Source organism: Ruegeria sp. L11, assembly GCF_056531755.1.
In genome coordinates this window covers 47,050-65,191 of sequence record NZ_JBQFMI010000003.1, presented here as the reverse complement: position 1 = coordinate 65,191, position 18,142 = coordinate 47,050, and the positions used below count along the sequence as shown (strand labels likewise).

The 18,142-nt window shown below is 59.4% G+C and carries 23 protein-coding genes; 11 read left to right on the top strand and 12 right to left on the bottom strand.

Annotated elements, in window-relative coordinates:
- Window positions 1-48: 48 nt before the first annotated feature.
- Window positions 49-561, top strand: a complete 513-nt coding sequence (locus tag ACR0CE_RS08510) for a potassium channel family protein (protein WP_209505145.1) — start codon at window positions 49-51, stop codon at window positions 559-561.
- A 3-nt stretch (window positions 562-564) separates the two neighbouring features.
- Here the strand turns inward: ACR0CE_RS08510 and ACR0CE_RS08505 are convergent, their stop codons facing one another.
- Complete coding sequence (locus tag ACR0CE_RS08505) at window positions 565-894, bottom strand: hypothetical protein (protein ID WP_480518051.1); 330 nt, start codon at window positions 892-894, stop codon at window positions 565-567.
- 188 nt (window positions 895-1,082) lie between these two features.
- On the opposite strand from ACR0CE_RS08505, the gene betB reads away from it, so the two are divergent.
- Together betB and ACR0CE_RS08495 are read left to right on the top strand one after the other, a co-directional pair.
- Window positions 1,083-2,537, top strand: coding sequence for a betaine-aldehyde dehydrogenase (betB, locus tag ACR0CE_RS08500; protein ID WP_480831894.1), 1,455 nt, complete (start codon window positions 1,083-1,085; stop codon window positions 2,535-2,537).
- 119 nt (window positions 2,538-2,656) lie between these two features.
- The gene (locus tag ACR0CE_RS08495) at window positions 2,657-4,024 is read left to right on the top strand and encodes an MmgE/PrpD family protein (RefSeq protein ID WP_480831892.1); all 1,368 of its coding nucleotides are present in this window, start codon (window positions 2,657-2,659) and stop codon (window positions 4,022-4,024) included.
- A 58-nt stretch (window positions 4,025-4,082) separates the two neighbouring features.
- Here ACR0CE_RS08495 and ACR0CE_RS08490 read toward each other — a convergent pair whose 3' ends face one another.
- Genes ACR0CE_RS08490 through ACR0CE_RS08470 form a run of 5 tightly spaced genes read right to left on the bottom strand, consistent with a single transcriptional unit; the run spans window position 4,083 to window position 8,714 of the window.
- A complete protein-coding gene (locus tag ACR0CE_RS08490) occupies window positions 4,083-6,230 on the bottom strand; it encodes a hypothetical protein (protein ID WP_480831891.1) in 2,148 nt (715 codons plus the stop codon).
- Window positions 6,227-7,096: a flagellar motor stator protein MotA gene (gene motA, locus ACR0CE_RS08485; RefSeq protein WP_480831889.1), complete on the bottom strand. Its 870-nt coding sequence runs from the start codon at window positions 7,094-7,096 to the stop codon at window positions 6,227-6,229. Before motA ends, ACR0CE_RS08490 begins: the two co-directional genes overlap by 4 nt.
- A gap of 47 nt (window positions 7,097-7,143) precedes the next feature.
- Window positions 7,144-7,728, bottom strand: a complete 585-nt coding sequence (locus tag ACR0CE_RS08480) for a MotE family protein (RefSeq protein WP_480831887.1) — start codon at window positions 7,726-7,728, stop codon at window positions 7,144-7,146.
- A complete protein-coding gene (locus tag ACR0CE_RS08475; protein WP_480831885.1) occupies window positions 7,725-8,207 on the bottom strand; it encodes a DUF6468 domain-containing protein in 483 nt (160 codons plus the stop codon). The genes ACR0CE_RS08480 and ACR0CE_RS08475 overlap by 4 nt, the downstream gene beginning before the upstream one ends.
- Before the next feature lie 9 nt (window positions 8,208-8,216).
- Window positions 8,217-8,714 carry a flagellar basal body-associated FliL family protein gene (locus tag ACR0CE_RS08470; protein ID WP_480831883.1) on the bottom strand — a complete coding sequence of 166 codons (498 nt, stop codon included), beginning with the start codon at window positions 8,712-8,714 and terminating at the stop codon, window positions 8,217-8,219.
- A gap of 118 nt (window positions 8,715-8,832) precedes the next feature.
- Between ACR0CE_RS08470 and fliF the strand changes: the two genes are divergently transcribed.
- From fliF to fliP, 4 genes are read left to right on the top strand one after another with little or no spacing between them, the layout of a single operon-like run.
- Complete coding sequence (fliF, locus tag ACR0CE_RS08465; protein ID WP_480831881.1) at window positions 8,833-10,416, top strand: flagellar basal-body MS-ring/collar protein FliF; 1,584 nt, start codon at window positions 8,833-8,835, stop codon at window positions 10,414-10,416.
- Entirely contained in the window at window positions 10,416-11,012 is a 597-nt protein-coding gene (locus ACR0CE_RS08460; RefSeq protein ID WP_480831879.1) for a FliH/SctL family protein, read from the top strand. The genes fliF and ACR0CE_RS08460 overlap by 1 nt, the downstream gene beginning before the upstream one ends.
- Window positions 11,005-11,292, top strand: a complete 288-nt coding sequence (locus ACR0CE_RS08455) for a FliM/FliN family flagellar motor C-terminal domain-containing protein (protein ID WP_267364617.1) — start codon at window positions 11,005-11,007, stop codon at window positions 11,290-11,292. The genes ACR0CE_RS08460 and ACR0CE_RS08455 overlap by 8 nt, the downstream gene beginning before the upstream one ends.
- A complete protein-coding gene (fliP, locus tag ACR0CE_RS08450) occupies window positions 11,292-12,023 on the top strand; it encodes a flagellar type III secretion system pore protein FliP (RefSeq protein ID WP_480831877.1) in 732 nt (243 codons plus the stop codon). Before ACR0CE_RS08455 ends, fliP begins: the two co-directional genes overlap by 1 nt.
- 102 nt (window positions 12,024-12,125) lie before the next feature.
- Here the strand turns inward: fliP and ACR0CE_RS08445 are convergent, their stop codons facing one another.
- Window positions 12,126-12,725 carry an MlaC/ttg2D family ABC transporter substrate-binding protein gene (locus tag ACR0CE_RS08445; protein ID WP_480484563.1) on the bottom strand — a complete coding sequence of 200 codons (600 nt, stop codon included), beginning with the start codon at window positions 12,723-12,725 and terminating at the stop codon, window positions 12,126-12,128.
- The gene (locus ACR0CE_RS08440) at window positions 12,715-13,485 is read right to left on the bottom strand and encodes an MlaA family lipoprotein (protein WP_480484606.1); all 771 of its coding nucleotides are present in this window, start codon (window positions 13,483-13,485) and stop codon (window positions 12,715-12,717) included. The genes ACR0CE_RS08445 and ACR0CE_RS08440 overlap by 11 nt, the downstream gene beginning before the upstream one ends.
- A 350-nt stretch (window positions 13,486-13,835) precedes the next feature.
- Here ACR0CE_RS08440 and ACR0CE_RS08435 point away from each other — a divergent pair, with 350 nt between their 5' ends.
- The 4 genes from ACR0CE_RS08435 to ACR0CE_RS08420 are packed head-to-tail and all read left to right on the top strand — an operon-like array spanning window position 13,836 to window position 16,578.
- On the top strand, window positions 13,836-14,291 hold the full coding sequence (locus ACR0CE_RS08435; RefSeq protein WP_480474299.1) for a RidA family protein: 456 nt from the start codon (window positions 13,836-13,838) through the stop codon (window positions 14,289-14,291).
- Complete coding sequence (locus ACR0CE_RS08430) at window positions 14,288-15,055, top strand: glycerophosphodiester phosphodiesterase family protein (RefSeq protein ID WP_480474298.1); 768 nt, start codon at window positions 14,288-14,290, stop codon at window positions 15,053-15,055. The genes ACR0CE_RS08435 and ACR0CE_RS08430 overlap by 4 nt, the downstream gene beginning before the upstream one ends.
- A gap of 45 nt (window positions 15,056-15,100) precedes the next feature.
- A complete protein-coding gene (locus tag ACR0CE_RS08425; protein WP_480831874.1) occupies window positions 15,101-16,288 on the top strand; it encodes a GNAT family N-acetyltransferase in 1,188 nt (395 codons plus the stop codon).
- Entirely contained in the window at window positions 16,285-16,578 is a 294-nt protein-coding gene (locus ACR0CE_RS08420; RefSeq protein ID WP_209505128.1) for a 4a-hydroxytetrahydrobiopterin dehydratase, read from the top strand. The genes ACR0CE_RS08425 and ACR0CE_RS08420 overlap by 4 nt, the downstream gene beginning before the upstream one ends.
- On the opposite strand, the gene ACR0CE_RS08415 is transcribed toward ACR0CE_RS08420, so the two are convergent.
- From ACR0CE_RS08415 to ACR0CE_RS08400, 4 genes are all read right to left on the bottom strand, one after another.
- Window positions 16,575-16,886: a hypothetical protein gene (locus ACR0CE_RS08415; protein WP_480538291.1), complete on the bottom strand. Its 312-nt coding sequence runs from the start codon at window positions 16,884-16,886 to the stop codon at window positions 16,575-16,577. The two genes, ACR0CE_RS08420 and ACR0CE_RS08415, sit on opposite strands and share 4 nt — an antisense overlap.
- Window positions 16,887-16,901: 15 nt before the next feature.
- Entirely contained in the window at window positions 16,902-17,249 is a 348-nt protein-coding gene (locus ACR0CE_RS08410) for an EF-hand domain-containing protein (protein ID WP_480831872.1), read from the bottom strand.
- 10 nt (window positions 17,250-17,259) lie between these two features.
- Entirely contained in the window at window positions 17,260-17,505 is a 246-nt protein-coding gene (locus tag ACR0CE_RS08405) for a glycine zipper 2TM domain-containing protein (RefSeq protein ID WP_209598444.1), read from the bottom strand.
- A 103-nt stretch (window positions 17,506-17,608) separates the two neighbouring features.
- Complete coding sequence (locus ACR0CE_RS08400; protein WP_209598443.1) at window positions 17,609-18,094, bottom strand: peroxiredoxin; 486 nt, start codon at window positions 18,092-18,094, stop codon at window positions 17,609-17,611.
- Window positions 18,095-18,142: the final 48 nt, after the last annotated feature.

Below are 18,142 nucleotides of genomic sequence, written 5' to 3'. Positions count from 1 at the left end.
TTGCTTTAGGTCGGATGATCACCGTCAGACTAGGCTGAGAGGGCGTTCATGCACCGCAAACCCACAACTCTGGAAGAATGGAAATCGACCCTGATTGCTGCATTGGGGCTGGTTCTGACAAGTTTTCTTGCCTGGTTCGGGCTATCGCGTCTTAACGAAACCGCTGCGGGTGACATGATCGGAACAATCGCGTCGGTTGGCCTGCTGATCTGGCTGGTGTCGCAATCCTGGTATTACATGACCCAGGTTACATCGCCGCGACGGCTTTTGTTCCTGATGGGTGTGTCATTCATCCAGGTCGTCCCGTTCCTGTTCGCCGCCGTCTACGGAGCTTTTGGGTACAACGATAATTGTGTGGTCGGGGCGCAGGGTCCGGGGGATGTCCTGTATTTCTCATATGTCACCTTCACCACGGTCGGGTATGGCGACATGTCCCCGACCGGCCTGTGCCGCGGGCTTGCCGTGTCCGAGGCTGTGACCGGTTACATTCTGCTGGGAATGTTTGTTGCGGCTGCGGTTGCGCTATATACCCGCAATCATGCGCCAGAAGACCCTAAATAAGGGTTATCTGTTGTGGTCAATCCAGCGGGACATCATTTTCTTGTCTCGAAAACACTCGGACGGGATCGGGCGACGCTTGCTGCGTGAAATCCGTTCAGCGAACGCCACCTGCTTGCCCGTCGGGTAATTGTCGAATTGCGAGGTGCCACATGATTTGTGGGCCGAAATCCAGTCGGACAACAATCGCCTGTCACGTTGAACTTCGACCGGGATCTCAAGCGCTGATTTCTCGGCAATGGCGCGCGCATATCGCATCTGCCGGTCTGTTACCGGAAGCAGGTGGTAGTCATTGTTTGGCCCGTTCAGGGCCGCGTGGCGCATGTGCTGGGTCATCGGTTTGTCCTCTGACTGTGTGGAACATATATAGAACATTAACCAAAGAATTTCAAGATTTGTGCGCGGTGGCAGGCGTGACCTTGCCGCTTGGATGATTTTATTGACTGGCCAGTCAATAACCATTAGGGCCGATTCAAAATGACCAAATGCCCCGCCCGGACGGGGTCGAGCGAAAAGGACACGGTATGAAGTTTCAGCCCAAGGCCAGCCATTTCATCGACGGCACCTATGTCGAGGATACCGATGGCGCGGCCATTGACGTGATCTACCCCGCTACCGGCGAGGTGATTGCCCGTCTGCATTCGGCGACACCGGCGATTGTAGAAAAGGCTCTGAACAGCGCGAAAACCGCTCAGGCAGCTTGGGCCGCACTGACCGGAACAGAACGCGGCCGCATTCTGCGCCGCGCGGCCGACATTATGCGCGACCGCAACTACGACCTGTCGGTTCTGGAAACCCATGACACCGGCAAACCGATTCAGGAAACCACGGTGGCAGATGCCACATCGGGTGCAGATGCGCTGGAATATTTCGGCGGGTTGGCCGCCTCTCTGACCGGCGAGCATATTCCGCTGGGCGGTGGCGATTTCGTCTACACCATCCGTCAGGCGCTGGGTGTTTGCGTCGGCATCGGGGCGTGGAACTATCCCACGCAGATTGCCTGCTGGAAAGGTGCCCCGGCGCTGGCCTGCGGCAACACAATGGTCTTCAAGCCTTCGGAAACCACGCCCCTTTCAGCATTGAAAGTGGCCGAAATTCTGGTCGAGGCAGGTGCACCCAAGGGTGTCTACAACGTGATTCAGGGCTATGGCGACGTGGGGGCCGCACTGGTCACCGATCCGCGTGCAGCCAAGGTCTCGCTGACCGGATCGGTGCCGACAGGCCGCAAGGTTTATGCCGCGGCGGCTGACGGTATGAAGCACGTGACCATGGAACTGGGCGGCAAATCTCCGATGATCGTCTTTGACGATGCCGACATCGAAAACGCGGTGTCCGGCGCGATCCTTGGCAACTTCTATTCATCGGGCCAGGTCTGTTCCAACGGTACCCGCGTCTTTGTGCAAAAAGGGATCAAGGATGCCTTCCTGAAACGCCTGTCCGAACGTCTGGCCAATGCCAAAATCGGCGATCCGTTGGACGAGGACGTCAGCTTTGGTCCGATGGTCAGCGAAAACCAGTTGAACATCGCGCTGAGCTACGTCGACAAAGCCAGGGCCGAGGGCGCAAGGCTAGTCTTTGGCGGCAACCGGATCGAAGGCGGCGGTTTCTACATGCAGCCAACCGTTTTTGCTGATGTGACCGATGACATGACCATCGCGCGCGAGGAAATCTTTGGCCCCGTCATGTCGGTGCTGGATTTCGACACGGAATCCGAGGTCATGGCCCGTGCCAATGACACCGAATTTGGTCTGGCCGCAGGCGTCTTCACCAATGACCTGACCCGCGCGCACCGTGTTGTGGCCGGGTTCGAGGCGGGAACCTGTTATATCAACACCTATAACCTTGCCCCGGTCGAAGCCCCGTTCGGCGGATCGAAAATGTCGGGTGTCGGACGCGAGAATTCGAAGCTGGCGATCAACCATTTTTCGGAAATGAAAACGGTCTACGTTTCCATGAATGTCGTCGAAGCCCCTTACTAGGGCCTCTTCTTCGTTCGTTTTCCTCTGTTCCCGACATTTGGCGTCGGGAACAGAGTACCAGCCCGCCCTTACCTGTGGCTGACTTTCCTGTACCGGCCCCGCCCGACAGGAGAGCTCTCATGACGCATAACCCGCAGACAAATACATTTTCCAGGGTTGCCGATTTCACGCTGACCCGCGCGGTCTCGGACATGCCTGAAAGCGCACTAGAGGCTGCGGCGCTGATGATGCTCGACACGATGGGGATCCTGATCGCATCCGGCCCGATGCAGGCAGGCGTGATCGCGCGGGACACGGCGGCATTGCTTTATGCCAGCACGGATCCTGCATATGGCGCACGGATGCTATTCGATGGCCGTACCGTCAGCATGGCGGGTGCCGCCTATGCCGCCGCCACGCAGACCGACAATCTGGATGGTCACGATGGATACAACCCAACCAAGGGCCATATCGGGGTGGTTGTGTTGCCAACGCTGACCGCACTGGCCGAACATTGCCCGAACCTGACCGGACCCGAGGCTTTGGCGGCGGTCGTTACCGGGTACGAGGTGGCCGGGCGCGCGGGCCTATCGCTGCACGCCAGTGTCAGCGATTACCACACATCCGGTGCCTGGAACGCGCTTGGCGTGGTTGCGATGGCGGCGCGCCTGCGCGGATTTTCTGTCGACCAGATGCGGCAGGCGATGGGAATTGCCGAATATCACGGTCCACGCAGCCAGATGATGCGCGAGATTGCCAACCCCACAATGCTGCATGACGGGTCGGGCTGGGGCGCGATGGTAGGGCTTTCCGCCGCTGTTCTGGCCGAACGCGGCTTTACCGGTGCGCCCGCCATCACCATCGAGGCGGAAGAGGTCACACCCTACTGGAATGATCTGGGCACCTTTTGGCAGGTCGAACATCAATACGTGAAACCCTATCCGATCTGTCGCTGGGCCCATGCCGCGATTGATGGCGTGCGCGCTGTCATGATCGCGCATGACCTGACCAGCGCGCAGATCGAAGCGTTGCATATCAACAGCTTTCATCAGGCGGCCTGCCTTTTTGCGGGGCTGCCCGAAACAACCTCGCAAGCGCAGTATTCCCTGCCATTTGCCGTGGCAGTTCAGGCTGTTTACGGGCGCATCGGCGTTGAACATATCTCAGGGTCTGGCCTGTCTGATCCTGCGGTCGCCAATCTGATGTCCCGTATCACGGTCGCGGAAAGCGAACACCACAGCGTCCGGTTTCCCGAAGGGCGCTGGGCAGACGTCACGATCACGACAACGGGTGGCCGTGTTCTGAAATCCGGGGATATTCATGCCCGCGGCGGCCCCGAGGCCCCCATGTCACGGGACGATGTCATCGCCAAGTATACGCAGTTTGCGGCCCCCGTGCTTGGACAGGATCGTGCCGACCGCATCCGTCAAGTGATACTTGGCTGGCCGGACAAAAGCGCGCGGTATGCAGACCTGACACCGCTGATTTTTGATTCACCAGAACCGTGAACCGCGCCCCGTCCCGCCTGCATCGATCCGTGCAACTGGTCTGGTCGGCTGGGAAACCTTACTCCCCCCTGACCGTGTTCAGCATTTCGACGATCCTCTGACGCGTTGCCAGACTGTCCTCCAGCAGGCTTCCCGCATCCGCCAACGGCTTGCCTGACACGCGAACCGGCGGGGCCAAAAGGGCCTCGGAGGTTTGGTTGAGGCTTGCGTACTTTCCGTCAGAGGGCCCAATCCTTTCCTCCGGTAACCCGGCCAGCCATAGGTATCGGTTTGCTTCTTCCTGTTGCCCGCGGTTCTGCATGAGTTCGGCCACCGCCGCATAGTCCTGCACCTTGTCCAACGCCTGCGCCTGCAGGACGAGCGCCTCGTCCGAGGTATCATTGGCCAGCTCAAGCATGGCCTGTTGCGGGCGGTCCGACAGCAAGGCCGCGCGGGCGCGCAGACGGGCACGCTCTGACCGCCGGGCCTGATCTTCAGGCCTGTTTGTCAGCGCAACGGCCTGGTCGGCAAAGCCAAGCACGGCCAGGCGTTCGGCCAGTACAATCGCGGTATCCGTGGATAGCGCCGCCATGTGACCTGACTGCTGCACCAGCGTAACCTGACGCAAAAAGGTAAGGTCGTCGGATCGCTCCGCCAGCAATTGCAGGTGACGATTGATGGCGCTGTTGCTGTCCGGGCCGTCTGGCAAAGATTGGATCACATCGAATGCGCTGTCGAAATCCTGGCTCAGACCCAGAGCAATCGCATAGGTGCGGTTCATCATCGGGCCCAGATCGGATCGCCGGAATTCGATCGCGTAAGACGCGGCCAGTTCAAGTTCCTTGGAGGACACGGTCTTGCGGTCGAACCACCGCTTTTCCACCAGCCGCGCCAAAGCCACCGGCGCTTCGCTCTTGGCCCCGGCCGAGGTCGTGACCTTGGTCAGCAGCGCCTCTTCAAGGGCGCTGTCGCCTTCGGCTTCGGCGACGCCAGCCCGGGCCAGCGTGGCGTTCGGGGACGGGTTCTGTTCAACCCGGTCGACCGAACGCATGATCCTGCGCGCGGCCTCCAGTTCCTGCGAGTTTGTCAGGATGTCCGAAAGCCGCGCGCCAAGGTGGCGGCGAAGATGCTCAGGCAGCTTTGCAAGGCTGTGTTCGATGGCTTCAAGAGGTGCGTCAGGTGCCAGTTGACCTTCGGACAGCACGGCCCAAAGTGCGACGTCGCTGTTGCACCGTTGCTGGCCCCTGAACGGATTTGGCACCTGTGCTGGCCGCTCATCCACCAGCCGTGCAATCCCTTCAACACGGCCAGCCTCATCCGGTGGGGGGGTCAATAACTGCAAAACCTTCAGCGCCTCGGCCCCAAAGCCGTTATAGGCATAGAGCTTTGCCAATTTCAGCGCACTTTCCGCGTCAAGACGGTCGAACTCTTTGTACAGGGCGGTGCGCAAGGCGGACACCTGCTCTGGAAACGGGCGCGTCCCGGACCATGTCGTGAACCCCAGTTCAGCCGTTGAGATACAAACCGGGTTGTTGTCGATCTGCTGCAAACCAGAGTTCAGAATGTCCTGCAGATCATCCAGAACCGAGGTCACGCGGATGTTCGATGTCAATCCGGGTAACAGCGTCACGGCCTCGGACGAGGCAGAACGGCGCGGTCCGACAGGTGCCAGATTCAGGTCCAGCAGCTCACGATCCGCCCCTTGCACCAGACGGGTCGACAACTGATCCCTGATCCCTTGCGTCTTCCCGGTCAAAAGCGGCAGGTCCAGCTGGGAAAGAAGCTTGTGTTCCGGGCGGGCAGGTTTCGGCGCTGCCGGATTTTTTCGGGTCGGCGGAGGGATATCCGCAAGCAAGGGCGGCAGAGCTATAGCTGGCGCAATGTCCAGAACGATCATCGAGCTTCGAAACAGGAACGCCGACGCGGTGCAGTTGCACCCGAATTCCAGCTCCAGCGCCCCGCCGGGTTGCGCTTGCGACAGCGCGGCCAGCCGATCCGATGTCAACCGCCCGAACACCGAACCCGTCTGAAATGTGACACCCTTCAGGTCAATTGCCAGCTCGGCACCGTTCTTGCGCTGGCTCAGAACCCAGCCCGTATCCGGTGGAACGTTGAAAACCAGCCGGGTGTAGCCCTCATGTTCACCGGACCGCACAGTCACCTCTTCAGAGGTTGCGGCCGTTGCAAGCGTGATCAATGCTGCAACCAGTATCCCGATTTGCCTCATGCTGCGGTCCGTTTAAGCTCTTTCAACGCATCCTCAAGCTCAGAGAAACCGGGGCGGTTATGCGTTGGTGTGTTCTGGCGTCCGACCTCAATGCACATGGCGGCATTGTGGTTGTGCAGGTTTGCAACCAGAACTTCCTTGATCAGCTGATAGAAGTGGTTGTCTTCCTCGACCACGGATTTCAGCTTGGCCGCAAAGGGACCAACCAGACCGTAGGCCAGAAAGACACCCAGAAAGGTACCCACAAGGGCACCGCCGATCAGTTTGCCCAGTACTTCCGGTGGCTGATCAATGGACCCCATTGTCTTGATTACCCCCAGAACGGCGGCGACAATTCCAAGCGCGGGCAGGCCGTCGGCCACGGTTTGCAAGGCGTGGCTCGAATGCAGGGCATGGTGGAAATTCGCTTCCATCCGCTTTTCCAAAACCTCTTCGACCTGATGCGGATCGTCGTAATTCATTGCTGCCGATCGCATCGTGTCGCAAATCAGATCAACCGCTTCCTTGTCGGCTTGAATTCTGGGGTAGGACGAAAACAGGTCAGAACTGCCGGGGTCTTCGATATGCTGTTCCACCTCTACCGGATTGGCGCGGGCAATGCGGATGAGGGAAAACAGCAGACACAACAGGTCGCGGTAATCCTCGGGCTTCCATTTCGGGCCTTTAAAGACCTTCCCCATGTCCTTGATCGTGTGTTTCACGCCACCGATGTCGTTGCTGATCAAAAAGGCACCAACCGCGGCACCACCGATCATCATCATTTCAAACGGAAGCGATTTCAGAATGATGGTCATCTTGCCGCCAGCGGCCAGATAGCCGCCGAAGACCATCACGAAAATGACGACAATTCCAACAATTCCAATCATCTGAGATCTCCGGCTATGTGTGTTGCAACCGCGGCAAAAACTGGCGGCTATTCCTGCGGGGCCGAGGCGTTTCGGCCCGCCATGACAACGCTGATCGTATAGGCCGCTTCCGGGCTGAGCCCCGCCAGAACCCCGGCTGCCGCATCCGGTGACATGCGTGACAGAAACCCGGCGGCAAAGGTCGGGTCCATGGTTTCGAACAGCGCGGCCGCGTCTTTCGGCTTCATGTTCTGATAGACATCGGTCAGGCGCGTCAGGTCGTTTTCCGCCGCCCTGTCCGCCAGCGCCAGAGTGGTGCGCAACGACTCCTCGGCCTCCTCAAGCGCGGCCATGCGCATCTCGATAGCCTGACCCGCGATTTCCAGAGCGTTTTCCCGCTCGCGCAGCGTGTCTTCCTTTTGTTTGACACGTTCTTCCCGGCGCAGAAGCTCGGTCAGCAGAACCTGCATGTCACGGGTGTCGGACGGGGCGGGTTCATCGTGTTCCGCTTCAGGTTTCGCAGGTTTGGCAAAGGCGGGTCCGGCTTCCAGCCCGATGCGGATGGCAGCCGAGCCGATCATCAGCAATGAGATCACGGCAAGTACACCTCCGCGGGGCCGTGCGTTGGGAGTGTTGATCCGCGGACGGCTCATATCTGCGCCTCGCCTTGCTTGCGGTCATGCCGAAAGAACATCAGCCCCTCAGGTACGCGTGTCTTTTCTTCGGGCGCAGCGGCTTCGCTGGTCTGCGGCTCGGGCTTGTCTTCGTGCTTCACGTCCTCCGGCACTTCGGCGGTGGTGTTTGTCGCGGAAACCTCTGCCTCGGGTTGGGGATCAGTGTCTTTTTCAGGCACAACATCATGCATTGACGCCATCATGAGTTCCAGCCGCTGTGCCACCGTTTCGGCGCGCGCCGTCAGTGCCCTAAGCTGATCGCCCGACTGATCAGAGGCATTGCGCGCATCATCCAGTGATCTCCGCAGCTCTTCCGCCTGGGTCGACAGCACCGCCACCGCGCCGCCGACGCCCTTTTCAAGATCGGCAAAACGCTTGAGACGGCGCGACAGCACAAAACAATACAGACCCGCACCCATAGCGCCGGCGACCAGCAAAATATCCGCAATCAGCTCCAATTTCGCCTCCTAGTTCAGAACAAATTCCATCACCAGCACGTCGCGCACGCGACCTTCGCCAACGACAATCTCGATGCGGCGCAGCAGGTGGCCCCGGATGCGCATCAACGCCAGTGAATCTTCAAGATCTTTCAATTCGACGGCCCGCAGGTACCCGTTCAGGACATCCATGATTCGCGGCCGCATTTTTTCCACGTCAGTCATGTACGGGGCGTTAACCTCAAGCTGTGCGTGAAACTTCAGATGCCGCGCGCCGCCGGAATTCACCGAAACGATCACCGGCGGCAAATCGATAAAGGCAACATCCGCCAACGCCTTGGCCGGTTCATCCTTGTCCACTTCATGGCTTTCCGCCTTCTCGGCCTTGTTTCCCAGCGGCAGCAGCCCGGACGAGGTCAGGAAATACCCACCGGCGGCACCGGCGATGGCCAGAATCACCCCGACGATCATTCCTTTTTTCCCCTTCTTTTCCGGGGTTTCCGCCTGTTCAGCCGCTGCGTCTGTCATGACGTCCTCATTCCTGTGATCTGCCCTGTCATAACCTTGCAGGGACTAACCGATTGTTAAGGGCAATCGTCCAAACAGAGGACGCGCCGGGCAGAATGTCGGCGAGTCGGAGGTGAGCGTGCAGCAGATCGGAACTGTCTGGGCAAGTTTGGACAGGCGTAAACAAATCGTCGTTGCCGGTGCGGTTGTGCTGGTGTTTCTCGGGATCCTCGGAATGTCGCGCCTTGCGACAGCGCCGTCGATGACCCTGCTTTACGCGGGTCTGGAAAGCGGGGCCGCCGGGGATATCGTGCGTGCGCTGGATCAGCGTGGCGTGGCCTACGAGATTCGGGGCGGATCAATTTACGTCTCTGGCGCACAGCGGGACGAGCTGCGGATGACTTTGGCCAGCGAAGGTCTGCCGGCCAACGGCAACAAGGGCTATGAATTACTGGATTCGCTGAACGGCTTCGGCACCACATCCCAGATGTTTGATGCCGCCTACTGGCGCGCGAAAGAGGGGGAACTGGCGCGCACGATCGTGGGCAGCCCGCATGTCAGCCAGGCCCGCGTTCATATCGCCAATGGCTCTGCCAATCCGTTTCAGCGCAGCGTCGCACCGACAGCTTCGGTCTATCTGGTGCCCTCGGGGGGCGATATCACCGGTGATCAGGCCAAGGCCATCCGGTTTCTTGTCGCCTCGGCCGTTAGTGGTCTGTCGCCTGAAAGCGTGACTGTGATCGATTCGAACGGGTCCGTGATTGGCGGGCAGGACACCGCCGTGGCCGCTGACACGGCAGATGACAAGGCGCGGCAGCTGCGGGAACGGGTTCTGCGTCTGGTCGAAGCACGCGTTGGTACGGGAAATGCCGTTGTCGAGGTTTCTGTCGATACTGAAACCAGGACAGAATCCCTGCGTGAGCGGCGCTTTGACCCCAAGGGCAGGGTGGCGATCAGTACAGATGTCGAGGAACGCTCCGACAGCGCGCGCAACCAGTCAGCCGATGTCACCGTGGCCTCAAATCTGCCCGACGGCGATGGCGCGGGGGGGGACGAATCGAATTCGACCGCGACCCAGACACGGGAGAGGGTGAATTACGAGGTTTCCGAAACCGAGCTGGAGGTGCACACCGCCCCCGGTGCGATCAAACGCCTGACGGTTGCCGTTCTGGTCAACGGAACGCGGGCGGTGGATGCCTCGGGCGCTGAATCCTTCACACCGCTGCCGCAGACGGAACTCGACGCACTTGAAGAGCTGGTGGCCTCGGCTGTGGGATTTGACGCCGCGCGCGGGGATGTCATCACTCTGAAATCGCTGGATTTACCGACGGTCGCGCCACAAGGCACGCTGGTTTCCTCTTCGCTTTGGCAAAACATCCATCTGGACGCCATGTCACTGATCCAGATGGCAGCGTTGGCGCTGGTGTCGCTGGTGCTGGCGTTGTTCGTGATCCGTCCGATCCTGATGAAACCTGCGATGGTCCCGGCGATGTTGCCAGCTGCGGAGGGGGGGGCTCCGCCCCCGTCGGTCCTGACCGGTGAAATCGCGGCGGACGGAACGGCAGAGTTCACGCCACTGCCCCAACAAGGGACCGTTCCCGTGCTTGGGGTCAGTGCCATCGGGGACCCGGTTGATCGGTTGCGCGCAATGATCGGCGACAAACAGGAAGAAACGGTCGAGATCCTGCGCAGTTGGCTTGAAGAAGGTGAGGAGCGCGTGTGATGTCCATCGCTCATCTGCTTGAGGATTTCACCACCCGAACCAGCGCCGGAGCAGTTCTGTATCTGGACGAGGAAGCGCTTGAGGAACAACGCCTTGCCGCGTTCGAAAGCGGGTACGGCGCCGGTTGGGAGGATGCCGCGCAGGCGCAGGAACAGAACCGCGGCCGCGTTTCAGCTGAACTGGCGGGTTCGCTTGAGGATATGTCCTTCACCTATCACGAGGCGCTTAACCGGATGACATTGTCTCTGGAACCGATGTTCGAAAGCCTGGTTCAGACCGTATTGCCTGACATGGTCGAACGCGGGCTGGCCGCCCGGATCGTCGAACAACTTTGCGAGATGGCGCGCGTCGAAATCGAACAACCGATGCAAATTATGGTGCCGGAAGGGTGCGCGCAAGCCGTGCAATCCCTGCTGCCGCAGACCCTGCACTCCGCACCGCGAGTCATCGAAGACCCTGGCCTGGCGCCTGGACAGGCGCGATTGCAGGTCGGCACAAGCCGGCGCGAGATTGATTGCGCGGCCCTGCTGTCCACCATTGCACAGGCATTTGACGCATACGTCTTTGAGGCAAGAAAGGCTTTGTCCAATGAATGACACCCAGTTCCCGAAAACCGAAAAACCCAATCCTTTCGAAACGGTTCCGATTGAAGTGACCGTTTCGGTTGGCCGCGCCCGCCCGTTGATCCGGGATTTGCTGAACATGGGTGAGAACGCGGTGCTGACCCTGGACAAGCGGATCGAGGACCCGGTCGACCTGTATGTCGGGGATCAGCTGGTGGCACGCGGGGTGCTTGAGGAGATGGAGGGCGATCAGGCGGGGCAACTGGCCGTGCGCCTGACCGAGATTGCAGATCTGCAAAACGGAATCGGCTGATGCGCTATGTGATCTGGCTGGGTCTGGCTGTGGTGGTGACCTTGCCGTCAATGGCGGCGGCTCAGGATGTGACCCTGTCGCTGGGCGAAGGCGGTTCGATCTCGGCCCGCACCATCCAGTTGATCCTGTTGATCACGGTGCTCAGCGTTGCTCCGGGTCTGGCGATCATGATCACCTGTTTCCCGTTTCTGATCACCGTGCTGTCGATCCTGCGGCAGGGCGTTGGCCTGCAGCAATCACCGCCGAATATGCTTTTGGTCAGTCTTGCGCTGTTTCTGACCTATTTCATCATGGACCCGGTGTTCACCGAGGCCTGGACCGCGGGCATACGCCCGATGATGGAAGAAACCATGGCGGTTGAGCCCGCGCTGGAACGCGCGTTAGAGCCGTTTCGCGTCTTCATGGCCAACCGGCTGGATTCCGATACGTTTTACGCAATGGCGGCCCTGCGCCCCGGCGGTGACGCGATCGAACTGTCTGCCCAGGCCCCCTTATCGGTGTTGATGCCCTCTTTCATGCTGTCCGAGATCGCGCGCGCCTTTCAGATCGGGTTCCTGATCTTCCTTCCCTTTCTGATCATCGATCTTGTGGTTGCGGCGGTATTGATGTCGATGGGCATGATGATGGTGCCACCTGCTATTGTGTCTTTGCCGTTCAAGCTGGCGTTTTTCGTGATCGCTGACGGGTGGGGTTTGGTCGCAGGCGCGCTGGTGCGCAGCTACATGCCCTAGATTTGCCCAAGGGGACCCTCACGAAAAAGGGCCAGACAAGCCTGGCCCTTCAGAATTGCACAGAAAACGCGTTTTCCGGCGCTCATTTGCGCCGGAACCGGCTTAACCCGTCTTTTTCAGGTCCGTGATCAGCTGATTCAGGTTGCCTTTGCGGGCATCGAGCATAGCGCCAATCTCGGTGCGTTCGGTCAGCAACAGATTCACGCCTTCGATGAACATGTTGTAGAACTTGTCGCGGCCGGATTTGTCGGAAACAAGGAACGTCACATCGAACGGGGCTGATCCGCGCAGCTTGACCATCGTGCGAACCTCGAACCCGGCCTTGATCCTGCGGGCATTGCGAACATCGACCTCACCGCCGATGAACTCGCGGAAACGGCGGCCGTATTTGCGCGAGATATAACCCTGAAATGCAGCGGTGAACTGTTTCAGCTGGGTCGGGCTGGCTGAGCGGGCATCCGCACCCAGCGCATAGCGCGCCATGATCGGCACGTCGGCATATTGAGCGAAGATCTTTTCGAAATCGCGCAGCATCGCTTTTTCGGACTTGCCCGACTCGATCACCCGGTTGATGTCGGTAACCACGCTGGTCACAAGCGCCTTGGCGGCGGCCTCGGTCTGGGAAAAGGCAGGTACGGGTAGCACTGCCAGCGCCAGCCCGGCTGCGATAAAATGACGGCGGTTCAACGCGTTATTCGGCATAGGGGTCCTCGTAGGGGTCAAGATAGGGGTCCCTGACCGGGTCCGTTCCGGTTTCGGCATAGGGGTCAGAATACAAGTCCAGATAGGCGTCTTCGTCATCTCTTGCCAGTTCGAAGCGGCGGTTTTGCAAATAGATCAGGCGGGCCTGCGCATAGCTGTCAGCACTTTCGTAAAGAATGGAATCGACAGTGTCCGAGAACCGGCCCCGATCTCCCATGCGCCGTACGATCTCGGCGTAGACGCCAAGGTTGTCGGTGGGGCGGGTCGGGCTGAAATTGATCGGGTTCGAGAACAGGTTGACCACAACCCCAATCGCATCCCTTTGGGTCGACGGGCCATAGAATGGCAGCTCGATATAAGCGCCTTCACCCACTCCCCAGACATGCAGGGTCTCACCGAAATCCGTGTCCACCGGTGGCAGGTTCAGCTCATCAGCGGGCGAAGACAGGCCAAAGCCACCAACGGTCATGTTGATCACAAAGCGCAGCAGGGCGTTGCCCATCTGTTTCGGGTTGCCCTGAAGCAGGTAGTCAACAGCCTGACCGGGCAGCGAGATGTTTTCGGCAAAAGTGCTGAAACTGGTGACCATCGGGTCAGGAACGATTTTGACATAGCCTTTCGAGGCCGGCCGGAACAGAAACCGGTCAACACCCAGATTGAACTTGTGAATTCCCCGGTTCGCATTTTCATACGGGTCAAACACGTCACTGCGCGAGGCACCCTCGGGCGGCGTGGTTGCACAGGCGGACACAACGGCCATGAGCGACAGTAAAACAAGGTGTTTCAGGCGAAATCTGCTCGACACGATCTTTGTCTCTCCTAAATGGCCCGGCATATGCGCCTGCCGGACATTCAATCAATAATCCACCAAAATCCACGTGCCGGAGCGGCACAAGTTGCAGTCACATAGTCGTTTCAGGTCTTAAATGAAACACCTTGCGTGTAACCTGTTCATCACGGTGGGGTAAAGTGACCGTCGATCAACAGTGAATTTTCAGTAAAGATACGCTCAGATCGCAGGAAGGCCGAAATTTACCGGTTTCCGTCTTTCCCAATCCGTGCTTCCCGGTTAGCGTCCCGCAGAGTTGAATTTAGGGAAGGACCCTCGCAATGAGCATCGCTGCCAAACTGGAAAGCCTCGGTGTAACGCTGGAAGACGCGCCCGCGCCTGCGGCCAACTATGTGCCTTTCGTGCGTGTCGGCAACATCCTTTATGTATCTGGCCAGATCTCGAAGACTGATAAGCTGATCACCGGAAAACTGGGCGATGACTTGGATGTCGAAGCCGGGGCTGCGGCGGCGCGTGTCTGCGCGATCAACCTGCTGGCACAGGTCAAGGCGGCTTGCGGCGGCGATATCGAAAAGCTGGTCCGCGTGATCAAGCTGACCGGATTCGTGAACTCGACCGCTGAATTCACGGCACAGCCGCAGGTGATCAACGGCGCGTCCGATTTTCTGGTCGAGGTGCTGGGCGATGCCGGTCGCCATTCGCGTTCCGCCGTCAGCGCGGCGTCGCTTCCGCTGGGTGTCGCGGTCGAGATCGAAGGCATTTTCGAAATCGAATGACGCCGCCCCTACCAGATGTGTTTTTGCAGGCCCCGATTGCGCATCGGGCGCTGCACGACATTACCAAGAACCGCCCGGAAAACAGCCGGGCGGCAATTCGTGCCGCGATTGAAGCTGGCTACGGGATCGAGATCGATCTTCAACTGACATCGGACGACCAGGCAATGGTCTTTCACGATTATGACATGACCCGTCTGACCGGGCAGTCGGGCCCCATTCAGCAGGTCACGGCACTGGCCGCCTCTGGCACGCCGCTTCTGCATGGGGATGACGGCATTCCGACACTGGATGATGTGCTGGAAATTGTCGCGGGCCGGGTGCCGTTGCTGATCGAATTAAAGGATCAGGACGGGGCGATGGGCACGAAGGTGGGCGCGCTTGAACGCGACACCGTACGCGCGTTGCAGGGCTACAAAGGCCCGGTGGCCCTGATGTCCTTCAATCCCAACTCGGTCGCTGAACTGGCGCGGCTGGCCCCGCATCTGCCGCGCGGGATCACGACCTGCGCGTATGAGCCCAGTGTCGAGCTTTTGCCGCAAAGCGTCTGCGATCACTTGCGCGATATCCCGGATTTCGACCGTGTCGGCGCCAGTTTCATCAGCCACGAAGCCGCAGACCTGTCGCGCCCCCGCGTGGCGGAACTCAAGGCGCGGGGCGTGCCGATCCTGTGTTGGACAATCCGGTCGCCCGAACAAGAGGCAGAAGCCCGCAAGGTTGCCGACAATGTGACCTTCGAAGGCTATTTGGCCGCGCATTCGACTTGAACCCCCTCCGTGCGGTCACAGATAAAGGACAGGCGCGGAGGACATATGGATCAGGCACAGATCGAGATTCAGGTACTGGGCGCTCTGTCGCAGATTTCAGAGGCAGAGTGGGATGCCTGCGCCTGCCCCGAAGCTGCCGATGGCGGGCGGCCGCTTGGTCCCTTTACCACACATCGCTTTTTGCTGGCGCTGGAGGACAGCGGCTCGGTCGGGCGTGGCACCGGCTGGCAGCCGCAATACCTGACCGCCTATCATGACGGGATGTTGATCGCGGCGGCCCCGATGTATGCCAAATCGCACAGCCAGGGTGAATATATCTTCGATCACAGCTGGGCCCATGCCTATGAAAGCGCGGGCGGGCGGTATTACCCCAAACTGCAAATCGCGGTGCCGTTCACCCCGGCAACCGGGCGGCGGTTTCTGGTGCGTCCGGGCTATGAACGGATCGGCATGTCGGCGCTGGTTCAGGGGGCGGTGCAGCTTGCGGCTGACAACCGGGTTTCGTCCCTTCACGTGACCTTCTGTACCGAAGACGAAGCCCTTGCTGGTGAACAGATGGGCCTGATGCTGCGCCGATCGCAGCAGTTTCACTGGCGGAACGATAACTATTCAGATTTCGACGACTTCCTGAGCGCGCTGTCGTCGCGCAAGCGCAAAACTATCCGGAAAGAACGCGCGCAGGCCTGTGGGTTTGGCGGCGGGATCCGCACTCTGACCGGTGACCAGCTGCGCCCCGAACACTGGGACGCGTTCTGGCGGTTCTATCAGGACACCGGATCGCGCAAATGGGGCTCACCCTACCTGACGCGGCAGTTCTTTGATATTGCTCAGGACACGATGGCAGATGACATGGCCCTTGTGATGGCAGAACGGAATGGCTTTCCCATTGCGGGTGCGTTGAACTTTATCGGCCGGGAAACCCTTTTTGGGCGCTATTGGGGCTGCATCGAACATCATCCCTGCCTGCATTTCGAACTGTGCTATTATAGGGCAATCGACTTTGCCATTGCTCACGGTCTGGCCCGGGTCGAGGCAGGCGCACAGGGCGAACACAAGCTGGCGCGAGGGTACCTGCCAACACGCACGCATAGCTTGCATTGGGTCGGCGATCCGGGTTTTGCTGATGCGGTCAAGAAATATCTGGACGCCGAAGGCCACGCAGTGGAAGAAGAGATCGAGATTCTGACGGATTACGGCCCGTTCAGGAAATCGAACCCGGAGGAACAGCAATGACCGAACTCTTGTCGACCGAAACCCGTGGCCCGCTGCTGGATCCGCTGTTCAAAAACGGTTGGACCATGGTTGAAGGCCGCGATGCGATCACCAAGACTTTCATTTTCGACAATTTCGTCCATGCCTTCGGCTGGATGACACAGGTGGCAATCTGGGCCGAGAAGTGGAACCATCATCCCGAATGGTTCAATGTCTACCGCACGGTCGAGGTTGTCTTGTCGACCCATGATGTGGGCGGCCTGTCCTCGCTGGATGCCAAACTGGCCCGAAAGATGGACAGTCTGTGCTAGCGGTCGTTGCGGCCTGACCCTTCACCGCCAGCCAGCGATGCGGCAGTGCCCATCTGCCGGAACTCGGCAGGCGTGACAGTGCCGTCGCTGACGTCAATCGCTCTTGGAATACCCGTGGTCTTGTTTCCGATCTGGCGCACACTGCGCGCGGCCGGGTTGATATCCAGACACTTGGTTTCATAGCAGGTCAGGCCAGACAGGTTGATCTGAATGCGGGCCTGCCCGTCCGGGCCTGTCACCAACGGGGCCTGCGGCACGTCACAGGCCGCAACCAGCGCCAGCGCTGTCAAACCGAGCCATTTGTTCATCTCATGCTCCTGCCATTAATCAAGCTGACCATTCCCGTCCTGATCGGCGGACTGGAAATCCGCGCCCATCTGAGTGTCAAATTCAGGTCTTGAGATTACGTTGTCGCCGTTTCGGTCAGCGTTGCGGAACAGTTTGATGTCCATGAACGGCTTGGCCTCGGCCTGACCCAGAGTACCGTTCCTGTCTTCGTCCATCGTCTGAAAGGCATAATCCGAGAAAACATCGAACTCGTCTTTGGACAGGAACCCGTCATTGTTGGCGTCGATGGCCTTCAACTCGTTTTCGTGCAGTTCAGCCACGCTTTCGGCGTGACCCGAACCGGCCAAAGCCACCATGAATATCACCAGGCTTAACTGTTTCATATCGACCTCCTCAGCACGCGAATCTCTGACCTTCGATGCCGCCAGCGGCAGCGCCCGCTGCGGTCAGGATCGTCTTGCCCGATCCGCCACCAAACTGGTTGCCGATTGCGCCCCCGATCAGCGCCCCGCCCAACGTTCCGCCCAGACAGGCAATTTCGTGCTGGCGTGCAGCTTGCTGTTGCGGGGTTGGGGCCGGTCCACAGGCCGCCAAAAGGGCTGCGCCGGACAGTAATAGGTAGAACGCGTTAAGTTTCATGAAAAAACTCCCCGTATGAATACGCCAAGTATTCGCGCTCTGGGGCGGTGCTTCAAGTTAAATTGGCGGCGAAAGGCCCCGGTCGGACCGGGGCCGATCAAAATCAGATCACATCCAGCAGGCCTTCTCCGGCGGAAATTTCGCAGGCACCGGGGTTTTCTTCCATATTCAGCACCGTGACCTTGCCATCCTCGACCAGCATTGCATATCGCTTGGACCGCGCGAAAAGCCCCACTGGCGGCGCATCGAAATCCATGCCGATGGCCTTGGTGAACTCTGCCGCCGCGTCCGATACCATGGTCAGTCCCGCCTCGGTCGCGCCCGTGGATTGCCCCCACGCCTGCATCACAAACGGATCATTGACCGAAAGGCACAGGATCTCGTCCACGCCCTTGGCGTCAAACTGTTTCTTTGTGCGGATGAAACTGGGCACATGGGCGGTCGTGCAGGTGCCGGTATAGGCCCCCGGCACGGCAAAGATCACCACCTTGCGGCCTTTGGTCTTGTCTGAAATCCGCACCTCTTCCGGCCCGTTCGCACCCATCTGGATCAGCGTTGCTTCGGGCAGGGTATCTCCTGTTGAAATCATTATTCAGCTCCTGTCGTTTGGATTTGCAGAATTGGGCTTAGCCGCAAT